The sequence below is a fragment of the Leptospira fletcheri genome (assembly GCF_004769195.1).
Lineage (GTDB): Bacteria > Spirochaetota > Leptospiria > Leptospirales > Leptospiraceae > Leptospira_B > Leptospira_B fletcheri.
Window position 1 is genome coordinate 317,230 of the sequence record NZ_RQET01000009.1, and the last position, 21,107, is coordinate 338,336.

The 21,107-nt window shown below is 48.9% G+C and carries 19 protein-coding genes; 7 read left to right on the forward strand and 12 right to left on the reverse strand.

Annotated elements, in window-relative coordinates; all coding sequences use genetic code 11:
* Positions 1 to 29: 29 nt before the first annotated feature.
* Both EHO60_RS13610 and EHO60_RS13615 read left to right on the forward strand, forming a co-directional pair.
* Positions 30 to 2,042 carry a protein meaA gene (locus EHO60_RS13610; RefSeq protein ID WP_135768735.1) on the forward strand — a complete coding sequence of 671 codons (2,013 nt, stop codon included), beginning with the start codon at positions 30 to 32 and terminating at the stop codon, positions 2,040 to 2,042.
* 10 nt (positions 2,043 to 2,052) lie between these two features.
* Complete coding sequence (locus tag EHO60_RS13615; RefSeq protein WP_167880229.1) at positions 2,053 to 3,024, forward strand: P-loop NTPase family protein; 972 nt, start codon at positions 2,053 to 2,055, stop codon at positions 3,022 to 3,024.
* A gap of 5 nt (positions 3,025 to 3,029) precedes the next feature.
* Here the strand turns inward: EHO60_RS13615 and EHO60_RS13620 are convergent, their stop codons facing one another.
* Positions 3,030 to 3,275 (reverse strand): hypothetical protein, encoded by a 246-nt coding sequence (locus tag EHO60_RS13620; RefSeq protein ID WP_135768737.1) that lies wholly within the window; start codon positions 3,273 to 3,275, stop codon positions 3,030 to 3,032.
* A gap of 300 nt (positions 3,276 to 3,575) precedes the next feature.
* On the opposite strand from EHO60_RS13620, the gene EHO60_RS13625 reads away from it, so the two are divergent.
* Complete coding sequence (locus EHO60_RS13625) at positions 3,576 to 4,382, forward strand: acyl-CoA desaturase (RefSeq protein WP_135768738.1); 807 nt, start codon at positions 3,576 to 3,578, stop codon at positions 4,380 to 4,382.
* A 72-nt stretch (positions 4,383 to 4,454) separates the two neighbouring features.
* Here the strand turns inward: EHO60_RS13625 and EHO60_RS13630 are convergent, their stop codons facing one another.
* Positions 4,455 to 4,928 (reverse strand): hypothetical protein, encoded by a 474-nt coding sequence (locus EHO60_RS13630; protein ID WP_135768739.1) that lies wholly within the window; start codon positions 4,926 to 4,928, stop codon positions 4,455 to 4,457.
* 277 nt (positions 4,929 to 5,205) lie between these two features.
* Between EHO60_RS13630 and EHO60_RS13635 the strand changes: the two genes are divergently transcribed.
* The 4 genes from EHO60_RS13635 (at position 5,206) to EHO60_RS13650 (ending at position 9,607) form a co-directional block, all read left to right on the forward strand.
* Positions 5,206 to 7,587 carry a SpoIIE family protein phosphatase gene (locus tag EHO60_RS13635; RefSeq protein WP_135768740.1) on the forward strand — a complete coding sequence of 794 codons (2,382 nt, stop codon included), beginning with the start codon at positions 5,206 to 5,208 and terminating at the stop codon, positions 7,585 to 7,587.
* 76 nt (positions 7,588 to 7,663) lie between these two features.
* Positions 7,664 to 8,566: an NAD(+)/NADH kinase gene (locus EHO60_RS13640; protein ID WP_135768741.1), complete on the forward strand. Its 903-nt coding sequence runs from the start codon at positions 7,664 to 7,666 to the stop codon at positions 8,564 to 8,566.
* On the forward strand, positions 8,559 to 8,903 hold the full coding sequence (locus EHO60_RS13645; RefSeq protein ID WP_135768742.1) for an STAS domain-containing protein: 345 nt from the start codon (positions 8,559 to 8,561) through the stop codon (positions 8,901 to 8,903). Before EHO60_RS13640 ends, EHO60_RS13645 begins: the two co-directional genes overlap by 8 nt.
* A gap of 206 nt (positions 8,904 to 9,109) precedes the next feature.
* A complete protein-coding gene (locus EHO60_RS13650; protein ID WP_135768743.1) occupies positions 9,110 to 9,607 on the forward strand; it encodes a hypothetical protein in 498 nt (165 codons plus the stop codon).
* Here the strand turns inward: EHO60_RS13650 and EHO60_RS13655 are convergent.
* The 10 genes from EHO60_RS13655 to EHO60_RS13700 are packed head-to-tail and all read right to left on the reverse strand — an operon-like array spanning position 9,588 to position 20,896.
* Positions 9,588 to 10,112 carry a hypothetical protein gene (locus EHO60_RS13655; RefSeq protein ID WP_135768744.1) on the reverse strand — a complete coding sequence of 175 codons (525 nt, stop codon included), beginning with the start codon at positions 10,110 to 10,112 and terminating at the stop codon, positions 9,588 to 9,590. The genes EHO60_RS13650 and EHO60_RS13655 overlap by 20 nt on opposite strands.
* 59 nt (positions 10,113 to 10,171) lie before the next feature.
* Complete coding sequence (htpG, locus tag EHO60_RS13660) at positions 10,172 to 12,001, reverse strand: molecular chaperone HtpG (RefSeq protein WP_135768745.1); 1,830 nt, start codon at positions 11,999 to 12,001, stop codon at positions 10,172 to 10,174.
* Positions 11,998 to 13,596, reverse strand: coding sequence for a BatD family protein (locus EHO60_RS13665; RefSeq protein ID WP_135768746.1), 1,599 nt, complete (start codon positions 13,594 to 13,596; stop codon positions 11,998 to 12,000). The genes htpG and EHO60_RS13665 overlap by 4 nt, the downstream gene beginning before the upstream one ends.
* Positions 13,593 to 15,296, reverse strand: coding sequence for a VWA domain-containing protein BatB (gene batB / locus EHO60_RS13670; RefSeq protein WP_135768747.1), 1,704 nt, complete (start codon positions 15,294 to 15,296; stop codon positions 13,593 to 13,595). The genes EHO60_RS13665 and batB overlap by 4 nt, the downstream gene beginning before the upstream one ends.
* A complete protein-coding gene (gene batA, locus EHO60_RS13675) occupies positions 15,293 to 16,237 on the reverse strand; it encodes a VWA domain-containing protein BatA (RefSeq protein WP_135768748.1) in 945 nt (314 codons plus the stop codon). The genes batB and batA overlap by 4 nt, the downstream gene beginning before the upstream one ends.
* The gene (locus EHO60_RS13680) at positions 16,234 to 17,100 is read right to left on the reverse strand and encodes an LB_053 family protein (RefSeq protein WP_246028318.1); all 867 of its coding nucleotides are present in this window, start codon (positions 17,098 to 17,100) and stop codon (positions 16,234 to 16,236) included. Before EHO60_RS13680 ends, batA begins: the two co-directional genes overlap by 4 nt.
* Entirely contained in the window at positions 17,097 to 17,927 is an 831-nt protein-coding gene (locus EHO60_RS13685; protein ID WP_135768749.1) for a DUF58 domain-containing protein, read from the reverse strand. The genes EHO60_RS13680 and EHO60_RS13685 overlap by 4 nt, the downstream gene beginning before the upstream one ends.
* Position 17,928: 1 nt before the next feature.
* Positions 17,929 to 18,939: an AAA family ATPase gene (locus tag EHO60_RS13690; RefSeq protein WP_135768750.1), complete on the reverse strand. Its 1,011-nt coding sequence runs from the start codon at positions 18,937 to 18,939 to the stop codon at positions 17,929 to 17,931.
* Between the two features lie 27 nt (positions 18,940 to 18,966).
* The gene (locus EHO60_RS13695) at positions 18,967 to 19,590 is read right to left on the reverse strand and encodes an LIC20036 family protein (RefSeq protein WP_135768751.1); all 624 of its coding nucleotides are present in this window, start codon (positions 19,588 to 19,590) and stop codon (positions 18,967 to 18,969) included.
* Positions 19,591 to 19,609: 19 nt separating this feature from the next.
* Positions 19,610 to 20,896, reverse strand: coding sequence for an LIC20035 family adhesin (locus tag EHO60_RS13700; protein ID WP_135768752.1), 1,287 nt, complete (start codon positions 20,894 to 20,896; stop codon positions 19,610 to 19,612).
* Positions 20,897 to 21,107: the final 211 nt, after the last annotated feature.

Consider the following 21,107-nt stretch of genomic DNA (forward strand, 5'->3'; position numbering starts at 1 on the left):
AGAGGCATATTCCCGGGGGCACCTACGAGATGGAAAAAAAAGATCACATCCTTTACGACAAAAGCGGGAACCCTAGCAAAGAACCTGCTTGGATTTTCCGCACCTACGCAGGGCATACGAACGCAAAGGAATCCAACGAATTATTCCGAAAGAACCTCTCCAAAGGCCAGACCGGTCTTTCCATCGCTTTCGACCTCCCCACCCAATGCGGCTACAGCTCCGACCATTCCATCGCGAGGCCGGAAATCGGGAAAGTAGGAGTTCCGATCAACACTTTGGAGGACTTCCGCATCCTCTTCGATCAGATCCCGATCGAAGAGATGAACACTTCCATGACGATCAACGGGACTTCCATGTGGCTCCTCTCCCTGTATGTGGCTTTGGCGGAAGAAAGGGGAGAAGATGTTTCCAAACTTCAGGGAACGACACAAAACGACATAATCAAAGAATACCTGGCTCGGGGAACCTATATTTTTCCGCCTGAACATTCCATCCGGGTCATTGTGGATATGTACGAGTACTGTCTCAAAAAGATTCCGAAATGGAACCCTTCCAATATCTGTTCCTACCACCTCCAAGAAGCGGGCGCCACTCCGGTGCAAGAGTTGGCCTTTGCTTTAGCCACTGCCATGGCCATCCTGGATGCGATCAAAGAAAGAAATTGTTTTACCCACGAAGAATTCGAGCAATGCGTCGGTAGGATCTCTTTTTTCGTCAACGCAGGAATCCGTTTCATCGAAGAGATGTGCAAAATGCGTTCTTTTACGGAGATGTGGGACGAGATCACCGCCAAACAGTATGATGTGAAGAGTGAAAAATTCCGCCGCTTCCGTTACGGAGTGCAGGTCAATTCCCTGGGATTGACGGAGGAACAACCCGAAAATAACGCCTGGAGAATCCTGATCGAGGCGCTGGGAGTCACATTGAGCAAGGATGCACGTTGTCGCGCATTGCAGCTTCCCGCATGGAACGAGGCTCTCTCCCTTCCCCGCCCTTGGGACCAACAATGGTCCTTGCGCCTGCAGCAGGTTCTTGCGTACGAAACCGATCTGCTGGAATATCCCGACCTGTTCGAAGGTTCCAAGGTAGTGGAGAGCAAAGTCAAAGAGCTCATAGAAAACGCGAACAAGGAAATCCAAAAAATCAAGGAAATGGGCGGAGCGATCCGTGCCATCGACAACGGTTACATGAAATCCCAATTGGTCAAATCGCAGGCGGAGAGATTAGCCAAGATCAACAATAACGAACTCGTGATCGTAGGAAAGAACAAATGGAAGGAAGGAATCCCCTCCCCTCTCACCAACGATCCCGATGGAGGAATCTTCAAAGTGGATCCGAAATCCGCGGAGCAAACCCTGAAAGTCTTGGCGGAAGTGAAAGCGAAGCGGGATCCGAAACGCGCTGCAGAATCCTTGGCGAGACTGGAAGAAGACGCAAAGAACGGCAAGAACCTGATGTATGCCTCCATCGAATGTGCTAAGGCCCTCGTTTCCACCGGAGAATGGGCCGACGTTCTTAGAAAGGTTTTCGGAGAATACAGACCTGCCACCGGAGTGGAAGGCCAAAAACTGAATTTGGAAACGGAGAAGGTCGCGATCGTTCGTTCCAAAGTGGAGAAATTCCTAAAGGATACGGGAGCTCGTCCGAAAATCGTGGTCGGAAAACCCGGTTTAGACGGACACTCGAACGGAGCGGAGATGATCGCCGTCTCGGCCAAACACGCCGGATTCGACGTCATTTATTCCGGAATCCGTCTGACTCCCGAAGATATCGTCCAATCAGCGGTGGAAGAAAATGCGAACGTCATCGGAGTGTCCATTCTTTCCGGCTCCCATATCGAACTCGCGGAACAGATCTTCCAGGAATTAAAACACTATAAAGCCGAGATTCCGGTCGTATTCGGAGGAATCATTCCCGCCTCCGATTTCGAAACCCTAAAAAAAATCGGAGTAAAAGCCATCTTCACTCCCAAAGATTACGATCTGATGGACGTTATGGAAAAGATCATCGACATTCTTTCCAAGGCTCCGGTCGCCGCCTGAATCCATGGCGGTGAAGTTTCGCCCGGAAGAACTCAAAGAACTGATCCGTGACGCCGCCGAGGGGGAAAAATTCCCCTTGGCGAAGCTGATCACGGAACTGGAAAAACCGAATTCATTCGAATTTCGTAAATTATTATTTGATACATTAGAAAAATCCGATTTTTCCGGAAATTCCTCCCTCACGGTAGGACTCACCGGTACTCCGGGAGCGGGAAAATCGTCTCTACTCGGGGAATTTTCCACCGAATTCCTGAAACGATTCCCGGAAAAGAAGATGGCGGTGGTTGCGGTCGATCCTTCGAGTCATATCAGCGGAGGTTCCTTTTTGGGAGACAGAACCAGACTTTCCCTGCCCACCCGGGAAAAAAGGATCTATTTTCGTTCCCAACCTAGCCAACTGGAGCTTGGTGGAGTCAATCCATACACGTATCATGTGATCCGTCTCTTACGTTGCTTTTTCGATTTCGTATTCGTGGAGACCGTCGGGATAGGACAGAACGAGATCGAAGTGTCCAAACTGGCCGATCTTTCTTTTTTGGTGATGGTTCCGTTGGGAGGCGATCAGATCCAATTCATGAAGAGTGGAATCATGGAAGTCCCGGATGCGTTCATTCTAAACAAATGCGACGAGGAAGCCTTGGCAAAGGCGAGCTATCATACTCTGACTCATACTCTGGAATTTTTGAGGGACCTCTCTCCCGGAGGTTCCGTTCCGCCGGTCTTTATGACCAGCGTCAAAACCAAGAGAGGAATCTCGGATCTTTTGGAATACATCGTGTCCGAAAAGCCGGGCGACAAGCGGGAAGAGGAAACTCTTTTGCAGATCCGAAAATGGGTCAAAAACGAGTACGGAAATTTCGGAACGAGAATCCTATCCGAAATCCGCTTTCCGAAAAACGCCAACTACGAAACCTGCGAAACGTTGGCCGAAACGGAAATCGGCAAAAGATTCAAAGACGGGTCCGCGATCCGTACGGAATAAACGGATCAAAATCGGAACAATCGATACAGCAATCCTCTTAAAAAACTCCATAGGGTGCCGATCAACATCTGTTTTCCGACTTCGGCATAGATCTGGCCTTGCGAAGGAACGGCAGGTTGCGGTTGCCCGGCGTTTCCGGATTGGGGAGACTGGGCCATCGCATCCCGATACTGCTTTTGCTGTTCCGGTGTGAGCGCCTTCCAGGACTCGGGTGGAAAACCGGGAGGGATTTGTTCGTTTTGAGGATCCATGGGCCAAGAACCTATTCTTCCTTACCCCTATAGTCAACATTTTATTAACAGGAAGGAGGGAAATCCAAACCGGATAGCCCGTTTGCCCTAAATAACTCCGCAAATTTCGGGCAAAAACCTCCGGATTTTCGGAAAATTTGGGAATTTCAGGCCGTCGGAAATAGAGGGCTATGGTCTCCTCTAGGCGCAATCGGCCCAAAAAAGCGGAAAAAAATCCGGAGAACCGATTTTTTTGCAACAAAACCGGGGATTCCAACTCGGATTAAGAAAAAGGTATGAAACCGAATCGAGGAGCCCTTCATGGCGATCATTCTTAGCTTTTTCTTAGGACATTGGTTCTTGGCGGCCTTTGCACAATCTTTTTACCTGCATAGATATTCCGCCCACCAAATGTTCAAACTGAACCGTTTCTGGGAAAAGTTCTTTTATTTCTTCACTTTCTTTGTCCAAGGATCTTCCTATCTCAATCCCCGGGCTTACGCAATCCTTCATCGCCAACACCACGCTTACAGCGATACGATCAAAGACCCTCACTCCCCCGTCGCATCCAAGGGATTTTTGGATATGATGTGGACCACTGCAGTCGTTTACGAAGATATCCTGAATCGCAAGACCGAAGTGGAAAAAGATTTCAGGGGAAACTATCCCGAAATGCCGTTCTTCGACAGGTTCGCAGACTCTTGGTTCGTCCGTCTCTTTTTCGGAACCGGGTATACCCTCTTTTACATGGCCTTCGTTCCCGGAGACGCTCTTTGGCTGTATGCGCTTCTTCCCTTTCATTACCTAATGGGACCCGTCCACGGAGCCGTCGTAAACTGGTGCGGACACATGTACGGGTATCGCAACCATCCCAAGAATCCGGACAATTCCAAAAACACCTTGCCTGTGGATTTCCTGATCTTGGGCGAACTGTATCAGAACAACCACCACGCTCATCCGAATTCCCCGAACTTCGCGTTCCGTTGGTTCGAAATCGACCTGACCTACCAAGTGATGAAGGTCCTGCATTTTCTTAGGATTATCCGGATCCAGAGGGCAGTCTGGACGGAAAAAGGGAGAAAGGAACTTCCCGGTACCCCCCGCTCTCCTCTCGCGGACGTAGCATAAGGTTTCTTCTTTTCTACGATCGCAGCGGAATCCTAGCGAAGGAAGAAGCTGCGATCTAGACGCGGACCGGCGCTATTCTCGGAGCCGATCCAAATCCCCTCTCATCTCCCTTTCGTATTCCTCCATCATCTTTCCATAAAATCCCTCCGGGAGCCGAACCTTGCCATTGAGTAAGAGTTCGAAGAGAGCGACGACCAAGGCTTCCTTTTCATAACCGGTAAAGATCCATTCCAGGAGTTCCAGCGCCAGATCGAGACGCCCTTCTTCTTGGATCTCCTTCCGAAAGGTTTCCAGGATTTCCGAGTCCTTCTCCTGCTCCAAAAGTTCCCTGAACATACTGGGCATACTTTGGAGCAATACCTGCTTTTTGGAATTGGGGGTGAACTGAAACTCTCCCGCTTGTTTTAAATGGGACAAAATCGCCGCATTTGCTTCCGCTCGGGAAATTCCGGACAGTTCCAAGGTCCGAGCGAATACCTCGCCTAAAACGGAATCCTCCAAGGGATGAAAAGGAAAACCGGATTTTTGAGGACCTTCAGATTGCATAATTTCTCCCAACCGAATTTAGTTCCGTTTTGAAGGAAAGGAATGATTGGAATTCGGAATTTCCCTTGATTTCTGTCAAGAATCTAGACCTTCGCCTAATGCAAGAATACGGTCCGATCTCCGTTTTGTAACCGTTTTTTCACGATTCCTTAGTACCATTGGGATCCAACAATCGTAGATTTAAGGCTCTTTCTGACATGATAGTTTCCCAGGCCAAAATTCTAAGCGTCCTCCAACCCTATTTTCAAAATCTAATTCGACTCTCCGGACGGTTTTTATGAGTTTCAGACAAAAAATCTTCCTCATTCTCGGAGCCAGCCAACTTCTGCTGGTTCTCATCCTGGCCATCACCTTTATCCAAATGATCGATCGGGTAAAGAACGAACCTCAAAACAAAAGGGCCTTGGATAGATCCTTGGAATTCCAAAAGGAATTGAGGCACAGAGAGGAAGTGATCCTTCTCCTTTTGAAAGAAATAGATAGGAACCAAAAGACCCGTTCCTTGTTGGAAAACGGGATGAGAAACAACCGTCCTCTTCTCTTAGCGAATATGGATTACGTAAAGGGCATCATGACCCAATACGGACTTTCCATCTTCGAACTGCACGATTCGAAGGGGATCGTCTTTTTCAGATTCCATCGTCCCGCGGATTTCGGGGACGACAAGTCCTCTCAAAAAATCGTGCAGGAAGCCCTACAAGGAAAGACTGCTTCCACCTTGGAAATGGGTCATAGCGGCCTCGGACTCAGAGTGACCGCTCCCCTGCATAACGGAGGCCTGGTGATGGTCGGTCAGGTAGTGGACTCCAAATTCCTGCAAGGAATCGTAGGTTCTCCGGACGTTCACATGGCGGTATTCGATAAGGGGAAATTCGTCTCCGCTTCCGACGAAACCATCTCCAAATTTCTGGAAGGACAAAAGCTGGACTCTCTCAAAGTAGGTTCGAGACTCCAACACTCTGGAAAATATTTCTACCTTACCAAGATTCCGTACGAAAACCAGGGCCTCAGCAAACTGGATCTCAAATTCGTATTGATGATAGACGAGACGGAACTGCACGAATCCACGCGGAATCTCTGGATCTATTGCGGAATCATCGCCTTATTCGTGTTCGGTGGTATCCTAGTCGCCTCCTATCTGTTCTCCCGAGACATCATTCACGCAGTCAAGGCTTTGAATTTCGCGATGAAAAACCCGGCAGAGGACGAATCCAAGATCGTCGACCTGGAGCGCTCCGACGAATTGGGAGAGATGGGAGAAGTCTTCGTAAACATGAAGAAGGACCTTCTGGACCACCAACTTTTCCTGGAAAAGAAAGTGGAAGAAAAGACCCACGAACTACAGGAGACTCTGACGGAGGTGCAAGCGCTCAAGGAAAAACAGGACGGGGACTATTATCTGACTTCTCTACTTCTCCGGCCTTTGGCGAATCTAAAATACGACGGACCCGCCACCAAAATCCATGCGATTCTCAAGCAAAAGAAGACCTTCACGTTCCGGAAGAGGGAATCGGATATAGGTGGAGACTTGGTTTCCATCAGCGAGATCAACCTTTACGGAATCAAATATCTGGTATTCATGAACTCGGATGCGATGGGAAAATCGATCCAGGGCGCCGGAGGGGCGCTTGTGATGGGAACCGTATTCAAGGCGATTCTTACTCGGACCCAACTCTCCCGAAGGAACCAACGCAAAACTCCGGAAAAATGGCTCAAGGATTGTTATACGGAATTACAGAACGTATTCGAAACCTTCGACGGTACCATGCTCGTCTCTGCCCTGATCTGTCTTTTGGACGAGGAAACTGGGGCCCTTTATTCTTTGAACGCGGAACACCCGAATATGGTTTTATACCGGGACGCGAAGGCGACCTTCCTGGATCCGGAAATGGCGCTCCGAAAATTGGGCTTTTCGGAAAATACCACGGAACCGCTGGTGCGGGTATACAAACTGGAAAAAGGGGATGTGCTATTCGTAGGCTCCGACGGAAAGGACGACATTATTCTTTCCGATCCTTCCAAAGGAGAACCCACGATGAACGAGGACGAATATCTGTTTCTTCGCTTCGTAGAACTCTCCAAAGGAAACCTGGAAGACCTTGAGAGACTCATCTCTGCTGCGGGAGAAATTTCGGACGACTTAAGCGTGATGCGTATCGGCTACAAGGAAACCGCCGTACCTGTGGCCCCCAAAACGGTTTCGGAAGAGTACAATCGTCTATTACAGGACGGGATCAAGGAATACAAAAAAGGAAACTTCGAGACCACGAAATCTTTGTTCCAAAAAGCCATGGTCTTGGACGACACGGATCCGGTCCTGCACAAACAGTTGGCCCGCATCTGCATCAACGCTAAGGAATACGAAGACGGAGTGAAACACTGCGAGAATTATCTTGCGAGAGTACCCTTCGACAACGAGTACATTTTTTATACTTCCTACGCACTCAGAAAAACGAAGGACTATTGGAGATCCTTGGAGTTCGCGGAGAAGTTACGTTCCCGAGAGCCGGAAAACATCCGAAACCTAAAACATCTAGTCGCGCTTTACCGCTTGACGGGAAGCCGCACTCAATTCCGAAACACGATCTCCTATTTGAAGGCGATTCTGGCACGTAGAAATTCGGAAAGAACGGATAGCGGAGAGCCGGTGCTGGCTTAAAACTCTTTCTGATATTTCTTTCCCGGCTCTTTTTTTCGTTTCCGTGCGGCGGAAACCCGTTTCTTATTGGTAATCCATGCCGTCGGAAAAGCTACAGAACCTGCAATCCGTTCTGGTGGTCATAAAACGTACCAAGTACGAATTGGATGTGGAGACGTACGGATCTCTGGAGGAATACGAAAGGATCGCCGCTCTACAAAACAATTCCTTCCGCCGGGTGTACGAGTCCCACCTTCGGCAATTGGAAAGTAGGAAGAGGATCCAGGAAATCTTTCCGAACGCAACCCTCATTTTTCGGGAAGGACTGGAGGAATTGGACATCGCTTCCTTCGACCTGATCATCGCCTTAGGAGGGGACAATCATTTTACATATGTGGCACACCACGCAGTGGAGAATCTGGTACTCGGCTGCAATTCCGACCCTGCGACTTCCGTCGGGGCTCTCCTCTCCTTTCATGTAGAAGATATAGAGGCTTCCTTAAGGAGCGGCTGGACCGACGCCAAAATCGAAAAATGGCCCCTGATCAACGTTAGGATCGAATACCCGGACGGGAGAACGGTAAAAACCTTCCAAGGAGTAAGCGAGATCTCCATCCGGAACAATAGCCCGGATCTAACGAGTCGCTTTCTGATTTCCCACCAGGGGAAAGCGGAGGAACAGAAATGTTCCGGATTACTCGTATATACCGGAGCAGGTTCCACGGGTTGGGTTATGTCTTGCGAAAACAGAGACGTAAGTTTTGACAAGCAAAAGCCCTATTTCAAAGTGTATTGTAGGGAACTTCGTAAAAAAGAAAACGTAAAATATAAATTGGATCATTTTACCGTAAAAGAATCGTTTCGTCTAATATCCGAAATGTGGGGAGGAATTTCGATCGATTCCTTGGCGGAAAGAATCTACGATTTTCCTCCCGGAGCTAGGGCCGATTTTTCCGTTTCCCCCAAACGATTGCAAGTGGTAGTAAAAAACAATGGATAGTTTAACCGTCCTAGAGCAAGAAGCAGGGAGCAATATCAAAGTCTATCTGGTATCCGGAAGACTGGACGAATCCACTTTCCCTCTTTTTAAAGAGCAGGTCTTGGATGTCTCTCATGCGAACAGTACCGTGTTGAATCTTTCCGATCTGAAATATATCTCCAGTTCCGGTATCCGTGCCATCTTCGAACTAAAGAACCGTCTTACCCAGGAGGGGAAACGTCTAGTCCTCACGGAGGCGGGAGAAAAAGTGATCCAAATTTTCAATCTGTTAGGGCTGTGGAAACCGTTTGCCCATTTTGAAAAGGAGGAGGACGCGATCGCGGCCTGCTTGAAATGATTTCGGGTCCCCACCCTGCTCTGGGTGGGGGCCGGTGCGGTGGTACCCGCTATCCCCGAAGCGCTCGATTCGGCTCATTTATCAGAAAAATCTGATTTGAACAACTCTTTTTTCGGAGCGGAATTTTGTAGGAACTCCTACAGGAAACTTTGTTGTAAGAATCCCTATCCCATCCACGATACCGTGTAACCAACCTCTTGAATCGAATGGACCAAACCCCACGCACTCCCTTTTATAAAATCCTCTTTGCCCTAGGTTGGGGATCTTTGGCGTTTTTTCTGCCTCTCTTCGGAGTGGCGTACTGGGAAAATCGGAATCTGGAATCGGTGTATGACCGCCTTTCCTCCTCTGGCCCGAAGGAGTTCGGAGTGTTGATGGAGAATTCCCGGCTGGAGAAATTCGGGCGTCCCGTCCACCTTTACACGTATCTCGTACCGGATGAAACAGGCAAGAAGCACGAAGTTACCGAGGAAGTCGACGACCTGACCCAGAGAAGAATGAGAGTCGGAGATACGATCGCAGTGAGACGTCAAACCTGGGTAAGCCTAGGCAAGAATAGAATCCTTTCCAGAATCGTCGGAAACCGGGCGCCTACTCCGAGCTTTCATTTTCTAGAAGGGCTTTTTGCGGCGGGAATCGCATATTCCTTGTTCTTGGTCGGAATGGGAGCGTATTACCGCGCTTTCAAGGCGAAGGCAGAGTAGTGTTGAAAATACTTTCCTTCTGAAAGACCAATTGGACCTGAAACGGTTCCTGGATGTACCTAGCAGGATTCACTTCATAGGAAATAAAACAGTAGTATTTCTCGTAGATCACTACGTACATATATTCCTTGAATTTCAGATATTTCATCTGGGATCGGATTCCCCTCATCCAGATGGAATCTTCAAAGACTCTTTCGTACTTCACGGAGGCGGAGGTCACTTTCTTCAATTCTTCCGGAGTCATCTTATCCGGATCCCTCTTACGCATCTCCAGTTTCAAATGGCGGATGAGATTGTATTCCAGCTTGGCTTTTTCTACGATATCAGGATTCGGAAGGGTTTTAAAATAATACTCGTAGTATTCTCTGTCCAGGGACTTTCCTTCGCGATGGCTCTCCCCTTCTTCCTGTAAGGGTTTGAGATCGGATCCCGGTGTCTGGGCGGATCCGGGAACGATCCCTAAAATCAGAATGGAAAAAGAGATCAATTGGAGTGGAATCCGCATACCGGTACCATTAAAAGATATCGGCAGGGTTCGGGTTTTCCCTCCTTTTTTTCGCGCTTTTATCCTTCGGAAAGTTCCTCCAAAAGTTCCCTTTCTCGGCGAAGCATAGCCGAGACCTCGTCCTCGCCTAACAACTTGGCCCCCAGCAAGGCCATATCGTACACGGATTTTGCGATCTTTTCCGCACGTTCCGGCCGGAGACCTTTGCTGAGATTCAGAAGATTCTGAACGAGCTTGGACCTACGATTGACCAGCAAAGTATGGTTCTTTAACAGGTCGTTGGATTTCTGTCCGTACATCTGGCCCATTTCCGCCAACCGACGCAGATGCTCCGGCAAGAGGATGACGGCCGGAACTTCCTCCGACTTGAGGGCCTCCGAGCGGATCTCCAGACCTTCTCTTCCCACCGCTTTGCCGAAGATTTCTTGGATTCGATCGGCTTCCGTTTTGTTTTCCGCGTCCGCTAAACCGGGGGTGGCATCCTTGTCCAAGGTTTGTTCCGCGAGTTCGGAATCCACTCTTTGGAATTTCCAGTCGGGGTTTTTACTCTCCAAAAACTGTAGGAAATGGTTGTCTATCCTGGAGTCCACCAAGATGGCCTCCAAGCCTTGGGTTTTTAAAAGATCCATATAGACGGAGGATAATTCCGTTTCGTTCGCGTAATAGATCTTCCCGGAATTCTTTTCCTGATTACGGAGTACGTAATCCTCCAACCGGATCAATTCGTCGTTGGAAGAACGGAAGAAAACCAGATCCTTGGCAGCCTCGTAGAATTTTTCGTCCGTCATCAATCCGTACTTCACGAACAGGGAAATCTCATCCCAGTTTTTTCGGAAGGTCTCGGAATCCCTTTTGAATTCCTCCTGGATCTTATCCGCGACCTTTTTGACGATATGCGCGGATATCTTTTTTACCAGCGGATCGTTTTGCAGATAGGAACGCGAAACGTTGAGCGGTAAATCGGGTATATCCAGAGTACCCTGTAGAACGGTCAGGAACTGGGGAACCAACTCCTTCGCCTCGTCGGAAACGAATACGTGATTGCAGTACAGCTTGATTCCCATCCGATTCGCGTCCAGTTCGTGACGCAATCTCGGGAAGTACAGGATTCCCTGGAGTCGGAACGGATAATCCACGTTGAGATGAACGTGGAAGAGAGGTTCTCCCGCAAACGGAAACAGATACCGGTAAAATTCCTCGTAGTCCTCTTTTTTTAAGGAAGAAGGAGTCGCACTCCAAAGAGGATTCTTCTTATTGGCTTGTTCCCCTTTGACGAAAATGGAAACCGGAAGAAAATCGCAGTATTTGCGCACCAGTTCCTTCAATTTCCAAGCATCGAGGTACTCTCCGGAATCCGGATCCAAAAATAGAACGATCTTTGTGCCTCGGGAGGTCTTCTCTTCCGTTTTCAGAGTAAATTCGGTGCCGGATTCGCTTTCCCAAACGACTCCGACGGAACCATTGCGATAAGATTTCGTTTCGATCCGAACCTTGGCGGAAACCATGAAGGAGGAGTAGAATCCTAACCCGAAATGTCCGATGATCTCGGGCTTTTCCCCTTCCCCTTGGTATTTCTTTACGAATTCCTCGGCTCCGGAAAAAGCGATCTGATTGATGTATTTTCGGACTTCTTCCTCGGTCATTCCGATTCCGTTATCCTCGATCGTTAAGGTCCTTGCGGTTTGATCGAAATTTATATCGATCCTGTAGTCGGTTCCTCCGTCGAACTCCTCGTTGAGGGAAATCTTCCTAAGTTTGGAAATCGCGTCCGATGCGTTGGAAACCAATTCCCTCAAAAAGATATCTTTTTCGGAATATAACCATTTTTTAATGATTGGGAAAATGTTCTCCGTTTCTACGGAGATTCTGCCTTTAATTTCTTCGCTCATATAGTTTCGTTTTGCCTTGGGTCATTTAAAATCCTTTTCGCAGATCCGAGAAGTCGGATTTTAGAGGCCGGATCCAATTTGGAATACATCTCGGTTAGAGCCTTCTCCTTTGACTTACAATCGGCCAATAAAGCCGCTTCGCCCTCGGAAAGCCCTTTGGCGAGAACCGAATGCTTCAATACCAAACCTCTTTTGGATCCGATCCATTCGTCAAGTCGTTTCAAAGTCTCCACCCGCTTTCCGATCTTCTTCCATTGGTACAGACCTAGGTAAGCCGCACAAGACACTGCCAACGCAACGAAACCCCAAAACCACCATTTCCAGCCGGCGTCTTTCCGTTTTTCCGCATTAGATTCGGAAAGCGGCGGCGCCGGAGGTCCTACTTTCACGGTAGGAAGAGAAATGGAAAGTTGGGAATAGTTCCCTAGATAAGGATCAAAATATACGAAGGAAAGCGTCCCGCGATTCCAGAGGCCCTGCTTTTGCGGGAGGACGGAATACGTGTAGGAATAATTCAGTCGGAAACCGTACTCTCCGGGATCCAATTCCTTGAATTCCCGCTGGGGAACGGATTGCACTAAGGTGATCTCCGGAAAGCAATCGGGAGATCCGCAGGAAGATCGGATCGGATCCTGTACCGGCGCCAAATTTCCTTTTCCTTGCAAATTCAATTTGAGTAGAAATGGCTCGCCTAACTTAGAATCGGCGGGAGAACCTCCCGTCTCGATTCTGAACCTACCTACCGCTCCGCTGAAATTCGGAGGAGCTAAAAGCAAAGGCTTGACCCGGATTTTTCCCGGAACACTACGTATGGTCCGCATGTGGAAATAGGATTGCAACTGTCCTTCCAGATGAAAGGAGGTGGATCCTAAGGAATATTCTCCCGGCTTCAAAGGAGTCAGTACGAAGAATTCCTTGTTATAGGGAAAGGTTTCATACGGCACCCCGTCGTAAAGCACGGTCTCCGGAATATTCAGGCTCATTCCGGAAAGGATTTCGCTCCTGAAATACGGGAATTCGATGGAGCTGGAAGGATCGCGATCGAAGTACGGACGTATCGAATTTCTATAATATAGCGCGTAGAATCCGAGCAGGGGTTGCCCCATCCAGACTTCCTTTTTATCCAATTGGAAGACCACTTTCAAATCCCCGTCCGCGGGACCCTCTTCGCTCTCATTAGAGAAAAATCTGTTCCAGATCGAACCCGGACCTCTCGGGCCGGGGGGTTTTGCACCGAACTCTACGACCAAGGAGGCGGAACGAATCCGTTTGCCGTCCAATTCGAGAGAGATTTCCGGAACCTCGTATTTTCCCGGCCCGGAAACCACCAGCCTGTACTTCAGCATTTTTTTTCGATACGCTTTGTAGTTCAGGATGGTGGTGTTGTCTTCCATTCCCCAGTAAACCGCTTTGATTCCTTTTCCATGGAATTCTTTTTCGAGCAGACGAACCTGAGTGGCGCCTTCCAATTCGAAAACCGCAAAAACAGGATCTCCCAATTCAGCCCTGGATTGGCTGAGATAAAATTTGGGCTCACCCGCGATTAACGGGACGGAGAATAGTAGAAGAAGAAAAGGAAGGCACTTTCGATTCACCAAAATACCTCCCGGTTTCGGGAGCCTATGCTCTTCCGTTTGACCGCGTTTAAGTCCAGAGAATCCATCATCTTTTCCAATTCGGACTCGGACTTGGAATTCTTGTTTCCTTCTTTCCTTTGGTCTTGCGGCTGTTCCTTCGTTTCCGAATTCCCCGACGCGCCTCCCCGCCCTTCCTTTTCCTTGGATCCTCCCGTTTTGTCCTTCGTAAGATCCGTTTGTCCGTTCTTTTGCGGAGGAGGAGGAAGTTTTCTTAGCCATTCCAAATTCTTTCTGGCGACTTCCTGTTTCGGATTCTCTTTGAGAGAACGCATATAATTTTCCGCAGCTCGCTTTCGATCGCCCAATTGCAGATAAATGTTTCCTAAATTGTAATACGCTTTGGAGCGCAACGAATTGTCCTTGGATTCCAACGCCTTCTCGAAATTCCGCAGAGATTGCTCCAGGTCTCCCGACTTGTATCTGGAGGATCCTCGATTGTATTCCAATCTTGGATCTCCGGGAAAGTAGGACTCCGCCTCCTTGTATTTTTCCAAGGCATTCGGAAAATTCCCTTGTTCGTAGGCCTGTTTGCCTTCCTGAATCCGATCGCCCCCCGGGTCCAATTCCACGGCCGATACCCCGACCGGAAACGATATGGAGAAAAATCCGAACAGAAGAAGCATGAAAAGTTTCCGAGAAAGAAACTTTCCGTATCTTCCCCAGGCTTCCAAGAAAAAGAAATCGAAGAGCAAAAGAAGCACCGCGGGAAGAAGAAGTTTCCGTAATCCTTCGGACCTTCTTAGGTTCGCTATTCTTTTCGTCGCATTCCGATCCATACTCCGTATCCTAGCCTTTAGGTCCTCCGCGCTCGGGCTGGTCCGATTCAGAGAGAGAAAATCTCCGTGATTGGCTTCCGCTAGGGACTTTAAAAAATCCTCATTGGCTCTCGTCCGAACCACGCCGGGAGAATGTTCGTAAGGAGCCAAGGATCCGTCCCTTGTCAAATATCCGCTTAAAACAGCGCCTTCGTCTTTGTAGGCGATAGGCCCGCCTTCAGTCGTTCCCACGGACCAAACGATAAGATCGGCAGGAAAACGGAAGGGTCCCGGATCCTGTGCGTCTTCTCCGTCCGTAACCAGGACCACTACGCGATTCCGAAAGACCCGGTTGGATTCCAGCATCTCTTCCGCCTTACGGAACGCCGCCTCCAAGTCGGTGCCCCGATCCCCTACCATATCCACATCCAATCCGCGAACAAAGTCCGAAAAAGTCCCTATGTCGGATGTCATGGGGCAATAAACGAAAGGGGATGCCGCAAAGACGATCATTCCGAAACGATTGCCGGTCAATCCGGGCAAGACGCGCAATATCGTTTCCTTTGCCCGTATGAGTCTGGTCGGAAACGTATCTACGGATTGCATGGAAAGACTTACGTCCGTTAGAAAGAGAAAATCCACTCCGTACAGGGTCTCCTCCTCCTTAGACTTGGGACCGGAGTTCGGTTGAAAACTTAAAGAACAAAGAAATAAGGCGAGGCCAATGCAAAATAACCGGAGAATTACCAAAAGCACCGAAGGAGTCTCCGCCTCCCGATCCAAACCCGGAAGAGCTCGGACCCACCTTCTCCATAAAAACAGGAAGAGAAAACGGATGAAAACATAGGAGGCATAGACTGCGGCAATCAAAAGGAAAAATCGATGTAGAACCGTTTCGGTCATACGTAATACCTCAGGATCCAAGTCCTACAAAACAGATCCAAAGATAGGACCGCAAGAGCACAGAGTAGAAAATAAAGCGCATCCGTTTCTCGTACTTCCTCCGGTGGAAGAGAAAGAGGATCCTTTTCCAACGCGTCTATCGCGGCGAGAACTTCCCTGAGCTGGCTCGTGTCCTCGGCCCGATAAAAGATTCCTCCCGTCTTGGAGGAGAGTTCGGAGAGGATGTCGAAATTGATCTCGTAAGATTGGTCCTCTTTTCCGATCCCTATACAATAGATCTTGATTCCGATTCCATCCGCGATTTCGGTAGCTGTGACCGGATCGATCCTGCCCGTGTTGGAGACTCCGTCCGTGATCAGAACGATGACCCGCGACCTAGCCGGAGATTTCCTGAGGCGATAAGAAGAAAGGATCACTGCGTCTCCGATGGCGGTTCCCTGCTCTGGGACTGTTTCCTCTTCGACCACTCCTAGGATTTCCTCCAGAGTCGCGCGATCGCTCGTAAGAGGAGATTGCAGGTATGCACCGCCCGCAAAAACGACCAGGCCCACACGATCGTTTTCCCTCTTTCGAATGAACTCTCTCAATAATTTTTTGGAAACTCCTAAACGAGTATCCGGCAGGAAGTCCCGGCTTCGGGACATGGAGCCGGAAACATCCAGAGCGAGCATGATATCCACGCCCTTAGTTTCGTTGGGCAGAAAGCGATATGTCTTTCCGGGACCTGCCAACGAGATCACAAGCAAACTCAAAGCGATCGGTCGAAGAATCGGAAAGGTTTGGGAAAGGAATTTCGAAATCCCGCTTTTCCTGCGCAACGTATCTCCCGGCATTCTTAGTTCCGCGCGCAACGCGGGCCTTCCGTTCCAATACGAAAACGCAGTCCATAGCCATACCGGGACCAACAGAAAAAGATAAAGAGGCGATTCCCATTCCTTCATTTCCGCAAAGCCTCTTTCCAGAAATCCAAGGCGACGATCGCCTCTTCCTTGGAAACGATGGACTCTTCCGGGGAATATTGAGCCTTTTTCAGGAGAATCTCCCAAGCTAGTGCTTCGTCCCCGTTTAGAGGAAAGGAGTCGTAAATGCGGGAGAACAATTCCGATTCCGTTAAGTGAGCCGTAGGGACCGACAATTTTTGCGAAACGGCTTCCCGGATCCATCCGGAGAGGCAGCGATAAAATTCCCTAGCGGAGATCGGATCGTTTTCCATTAGTTCGCTTAACATACTTTCATAACGGAGAATTTTCGTAATCCAGGGATCTGCTTGCAGGATCGCATCTAAAGGGACCTTGGAACGCGTCCTGTGAAGATAATAGGCATAGAGAGCCCCGAGCAACAAGGCCGTACTTCCCGCGATGAGACCCGCTAACCTCCATCCGTACGGACCGGAAAACGTATCCGGAGGAAGGATGTCTTCCGGGGATTTGTCTTTTTCCTGCAGAGAGCTTTCCACTTTTAACGTCGCCTTCGAAACGATTTTCGCTCCCTTACTGTCCGTCCAGTTAAGAGGAAGTACAAACGTCCCTACGGAATAATAAGCGACTTCCAGACGGATCCTTCCCGCGTCCTGATCGGAAACGAACACTTCGAATAAAGGTAGGTCGGGAGAATCCGGATCCGGATACATTCCTAGGGAAGGAGTCTCCGGAGAAAGGACTTCCCCTTCCGAAAATTCCAGTACATAAACCGCTTTCTGTCCGATCCTCACCGCATTCGGCGCCCACTCTTCCGTAAACGCTTCCAAGGTAGAAACGAAGAAGATACAGCAGGATAAAAATGTACCGATGCACAACCTTCTCATTTCGTTCTCCACCAATAAGAAAGGATTCTGGAAGGATCGTCCGGTCCGCCTTCCAAATCCAAAATCCGATTCTGGAATAACTGTTCTAGATTCTCTTTGGCTTTGGAAGAGGCGCTTCCTGCATCCAATGAGTTTCCCGTTTCCGGATCTTTTGCCAGAAAAAAAGAAAACAAACCTCTCGGAGGCCTAGTCTCCAGAGGATCGACGAAACGGATAGCATGGAGATTGTGGAATTTTCTTAAGCCCCGTAATTTCCATAGAGGAGGCACATTGATGAAATCGGATAGGATGTACGAGTCGGTATACTTTTGGATCTTATTCTTCAACACGGAAAACGGTAGGTCCGGATTCGTCTTCGGATTTCGTCCGACTCTTGTCCGGATCTTTTCCAAGGCGGGAAGCGCTTCTTCCACAGTCCTAAGATATCCCGTTTCGTGCTCCAGAACGTCCGAATATAATAGGACCTTCGCCAGATTCCCTTTTCGGACATAGAGAAGAATCAGCAAAGCGAGAACCTGAAAGGCATTTTCCGATTTGGTCCACTCCTGAGAACTCCAGTTCATCGACTCGGATACATCCAGAAAGAAGACTCCCGATCTTTCCTTTTCCTCGTAAAACTCCCTGACGTGGAGTTCCCCCAATCGAGAGGTCACATTCCAGTCGATCAAGCGAGTATCGTCTCCGATCGAGTACGGGCGGACATCCTTGAAGTCCAGTCCTCTACCTTTTCTCTGACTCGAAGCGGAACCTTGCCTTTCCTTTCTGGAAAATCCCTTCTCCTTGAATTCCAGGAGTCGAACCAGATTTTGGTACTCCTTGCGAAGCATTTTACAAAACCTGAGTGGCCTCCGAAACGGTCCGGATGACGGATTCGATTTCCACTTCCTCCGAAATCGCTTCGAACGTAAGTAGGATCCTATGTCTTAGGATTTCCGGTAAAGAGCCTTTGACGTCCTCCGGGATCACGTAATTTCTGCCTTCCCATAAGGCCTTGGCTTTCGCCGCCTTAAGCAGACTGAGGCTGGCCCTGGGAGAAGCGCCGTGTTTGACGTAAGGAAGAAGATCCGGAATCGTCTTTTCTTCCGGGCGAGTGTTCCGAACGAGACGAACGATATAACTTTTCAACTTCGGTTCCACATGTACCTTGTCCACCAAAGAGGATATACGCAGAATCTCCTTGGAACCTGCCACTTTTCGAATTCGTTTTTCGCCGGGTGATAAACGACCATGTTGGTCCAGAATTTCCAGTTCTTCTCCCATAGCCGGATAATCGACGAGTATTTTCATAAAGAAGCGGTCCGTTTGGGCTTCCGGTAGCGGATAGGTCCCGTCTTGGTCGATCGGGTTTTCCGTCGCGAGTACGAGAAAGGGACGTTCGAGCGGAAACGTATTTTCCCCGATCGTAACGGTACGTTCTTCCATACATTCCAACAATGCGGATTGCACTTTCGCGGGGGCTCGGTTGATCTCGTCCGCCAAAAGCACTCCGGTAAAGATCGGACCTTTTCTCGTACGAAAGTCCCCTTCCTTAGGATTGAATACGACGGTTCCGACCAAATCCGCCGGGAGGAGATCCGGAGTAAACTGCACTCTTTTGTAGTCCAGTTCCAAAGCCGCGGAAAGGGATTTGGCAAGCAAAGTCTTGGCCAAGCCCGGCATCCCTTCCAACAATACGTGTCCTTGGCAAGCCAAGGAGACCAAGAGACTTCTGACGACGAAATCTTGCCCCGTGATTTCCCGGGCGAGTTCGTTTCGGATCTGATCCAGAGTTTCTTTGGCAAAGGCCAAGTCGAGTTCGGTTAAGGAAGAATGTTCCGTGGGCAAGGATTTTGGTTCCATCTGGTCTCGTTCGGTTTCGATCCTAGTTTAACGCTCCGCCGTCCAACGGCCAGAACTATTAGTTCCCTGGTACGGCCCTTGGATTTTTTTACCGTCCAAATCTCCAATGTAGGTCTGCTGGAACGGGACATTGCTTCCGATTTCGGAACAACGGACTCCGGTACAGGAACGTACAAACCGGATCGACTTACCGGTGATCCTCACCTGAGAGAGAAATTCATTGGCTCCCTTTCCCCAATTCGTAAATCGAAGGGTTCCTCCTATGCCTCCTGTTTTTCTGGGAAAAAGGATGAGAACGCCCTTATGCATCCCTATCTGCAATTTGTAGGTTCCGATAAATGCCTTTTCGGAGTCGCTTAACGGAACCTGACCCGGGTCTACAGTCTTTGCGTCCTCTAAAAATTCGATTTTTTCCAGGGTTTCCAGAGGAATCGTAAAATCGGGATCTTTCAGGACTAATTTGTTTTGGTCTAACGAGACCAAGGTCCCTTCCGTAAAAGAACCACTGTACGTGACTTTGGCCTGGCGGCCGATGGAAGAGCAACTTTTGGTCCAAGTTCCGAAAAGGAAAAAGATCGGGGCCGCCAAAAGGAACCCCAAGGCGATCGCCTTGGGGCCGGAGATTTCAAACTTATTCTTCGTTTCGCTCATGTTTCTCCCGGCTGCAAAATCATTTGCAATTTTGCATTTCACCCATCTTAGAGTTTTCCTTCCCATTGATAAAATATTTTTTCCCTTGAGGAGTGGACCAGCATCCGTTCTTAGCGTTCGTTCCCACCATGATCGGACCCTCGCCCAATTTCGCACCGGATTCGTCGTATTCTATGGCGCGGTTCTCGTCGATGATATCGAAACTTTTCTTTCCGTTTTTGTAATACGTAAAAGGAAGATCCGGACGGAACTTAGCGTTGAGTTCGTCGTTTTTGTCGTCGATCAAAAGGATGGAAAAGCTCATCTTTCCTTTTCCGACCAGTTGTCCTTCCTTATCGTAGGCTTCGGCGGAGGACATCATGAATTCGTTCTGCATGGATCCTTTGTACGCGATGTTTCCGTTGCTCCAGTAGAATTTCCAATCCCCTTTTCTGGTATGATCCCTCTGGCCCTCGGCAAAGACCTTTCCATTTTTATAATATTCTTTCCAAGATCCGGTTCTGAGAGCCTTGCGATCCGTTCCCGTACCTTTAGGAGCATAAGCTCCGTCGGCTTGGATCTGGCCGTTGTCGTAATAGGACTTCCAATTGCCCGTCTTCAGGTCGTCGACGTAATTCCCCTCGGAAGAGAGAGTGTTTCCGTCCTTTTGGTAATTGATTTCGTGACCGCTTTTTAAGCCGTTCTTATATTCTGTGACGGATTTTTTGGCTCCGTCCTCGGCGTGATATTCCTTCCAAGTTCCGACCTTTTTGTCGTCCGCATAGGAACCTTCCTCTAAGAGGAATCCTTTTTCGGATTTAGACCAGTACGGACCGTTCTTCTTATCCGCTTTGTTCATTGTGCTCTCTGTCTGGGTACCGTCTTTGGAAAGTTTTTTCTCTTCTCCTTCCTTTAAGCCGGCGACGTACGGGGTTTCCCTTAAAGTTTCTCCCGTTTCAAAAAGAGTCTTCCAGATTCCGTCCCTTTTATCGTCCTTATAATCACCGACACGGACGAGAACGCTGAACTTCTTATGGTCAGCACCCTCTTTCTCCACGTATTCCTTCCAACTTCCGTTCCGTTTGAATTTTTTGATCTGATCGGGAGTGAGAGTTCCGATCTGGTCCGGAGTACAGGTTTTACCGGAACAATCCAAGACCACAGGACCTTCCGCCTTCAGATTGAAGGTCTCCTTGAATTTTTCCACCCTGAGATTCGGATCCATGATCTGGTACTCCTGATCCTTACCCTTGTTTTCCGCGATGTTAAGAGAAGAGCACCCTGCGAGGATCGCAACGGCGCAAATTGGAAATAAGATGCGTTTCATGAAATTGCCTTATGAAAAATCTAAGACCCAAACCTAAGACTTTACGGGAAAGTCGTCAACTCTATTAGGTTCAAGGGCGAGGTCCCCACCCTGCTCTGGGTGGGGGCCGGTGCGGTGGTACCCGCTATCCCCGAAGCGCTCGATTCGGCTCGAATATCAGAAAAATCGGATTTGAACAACTCTTTTTTCGGAGCGGAATTCTGTAGGAACT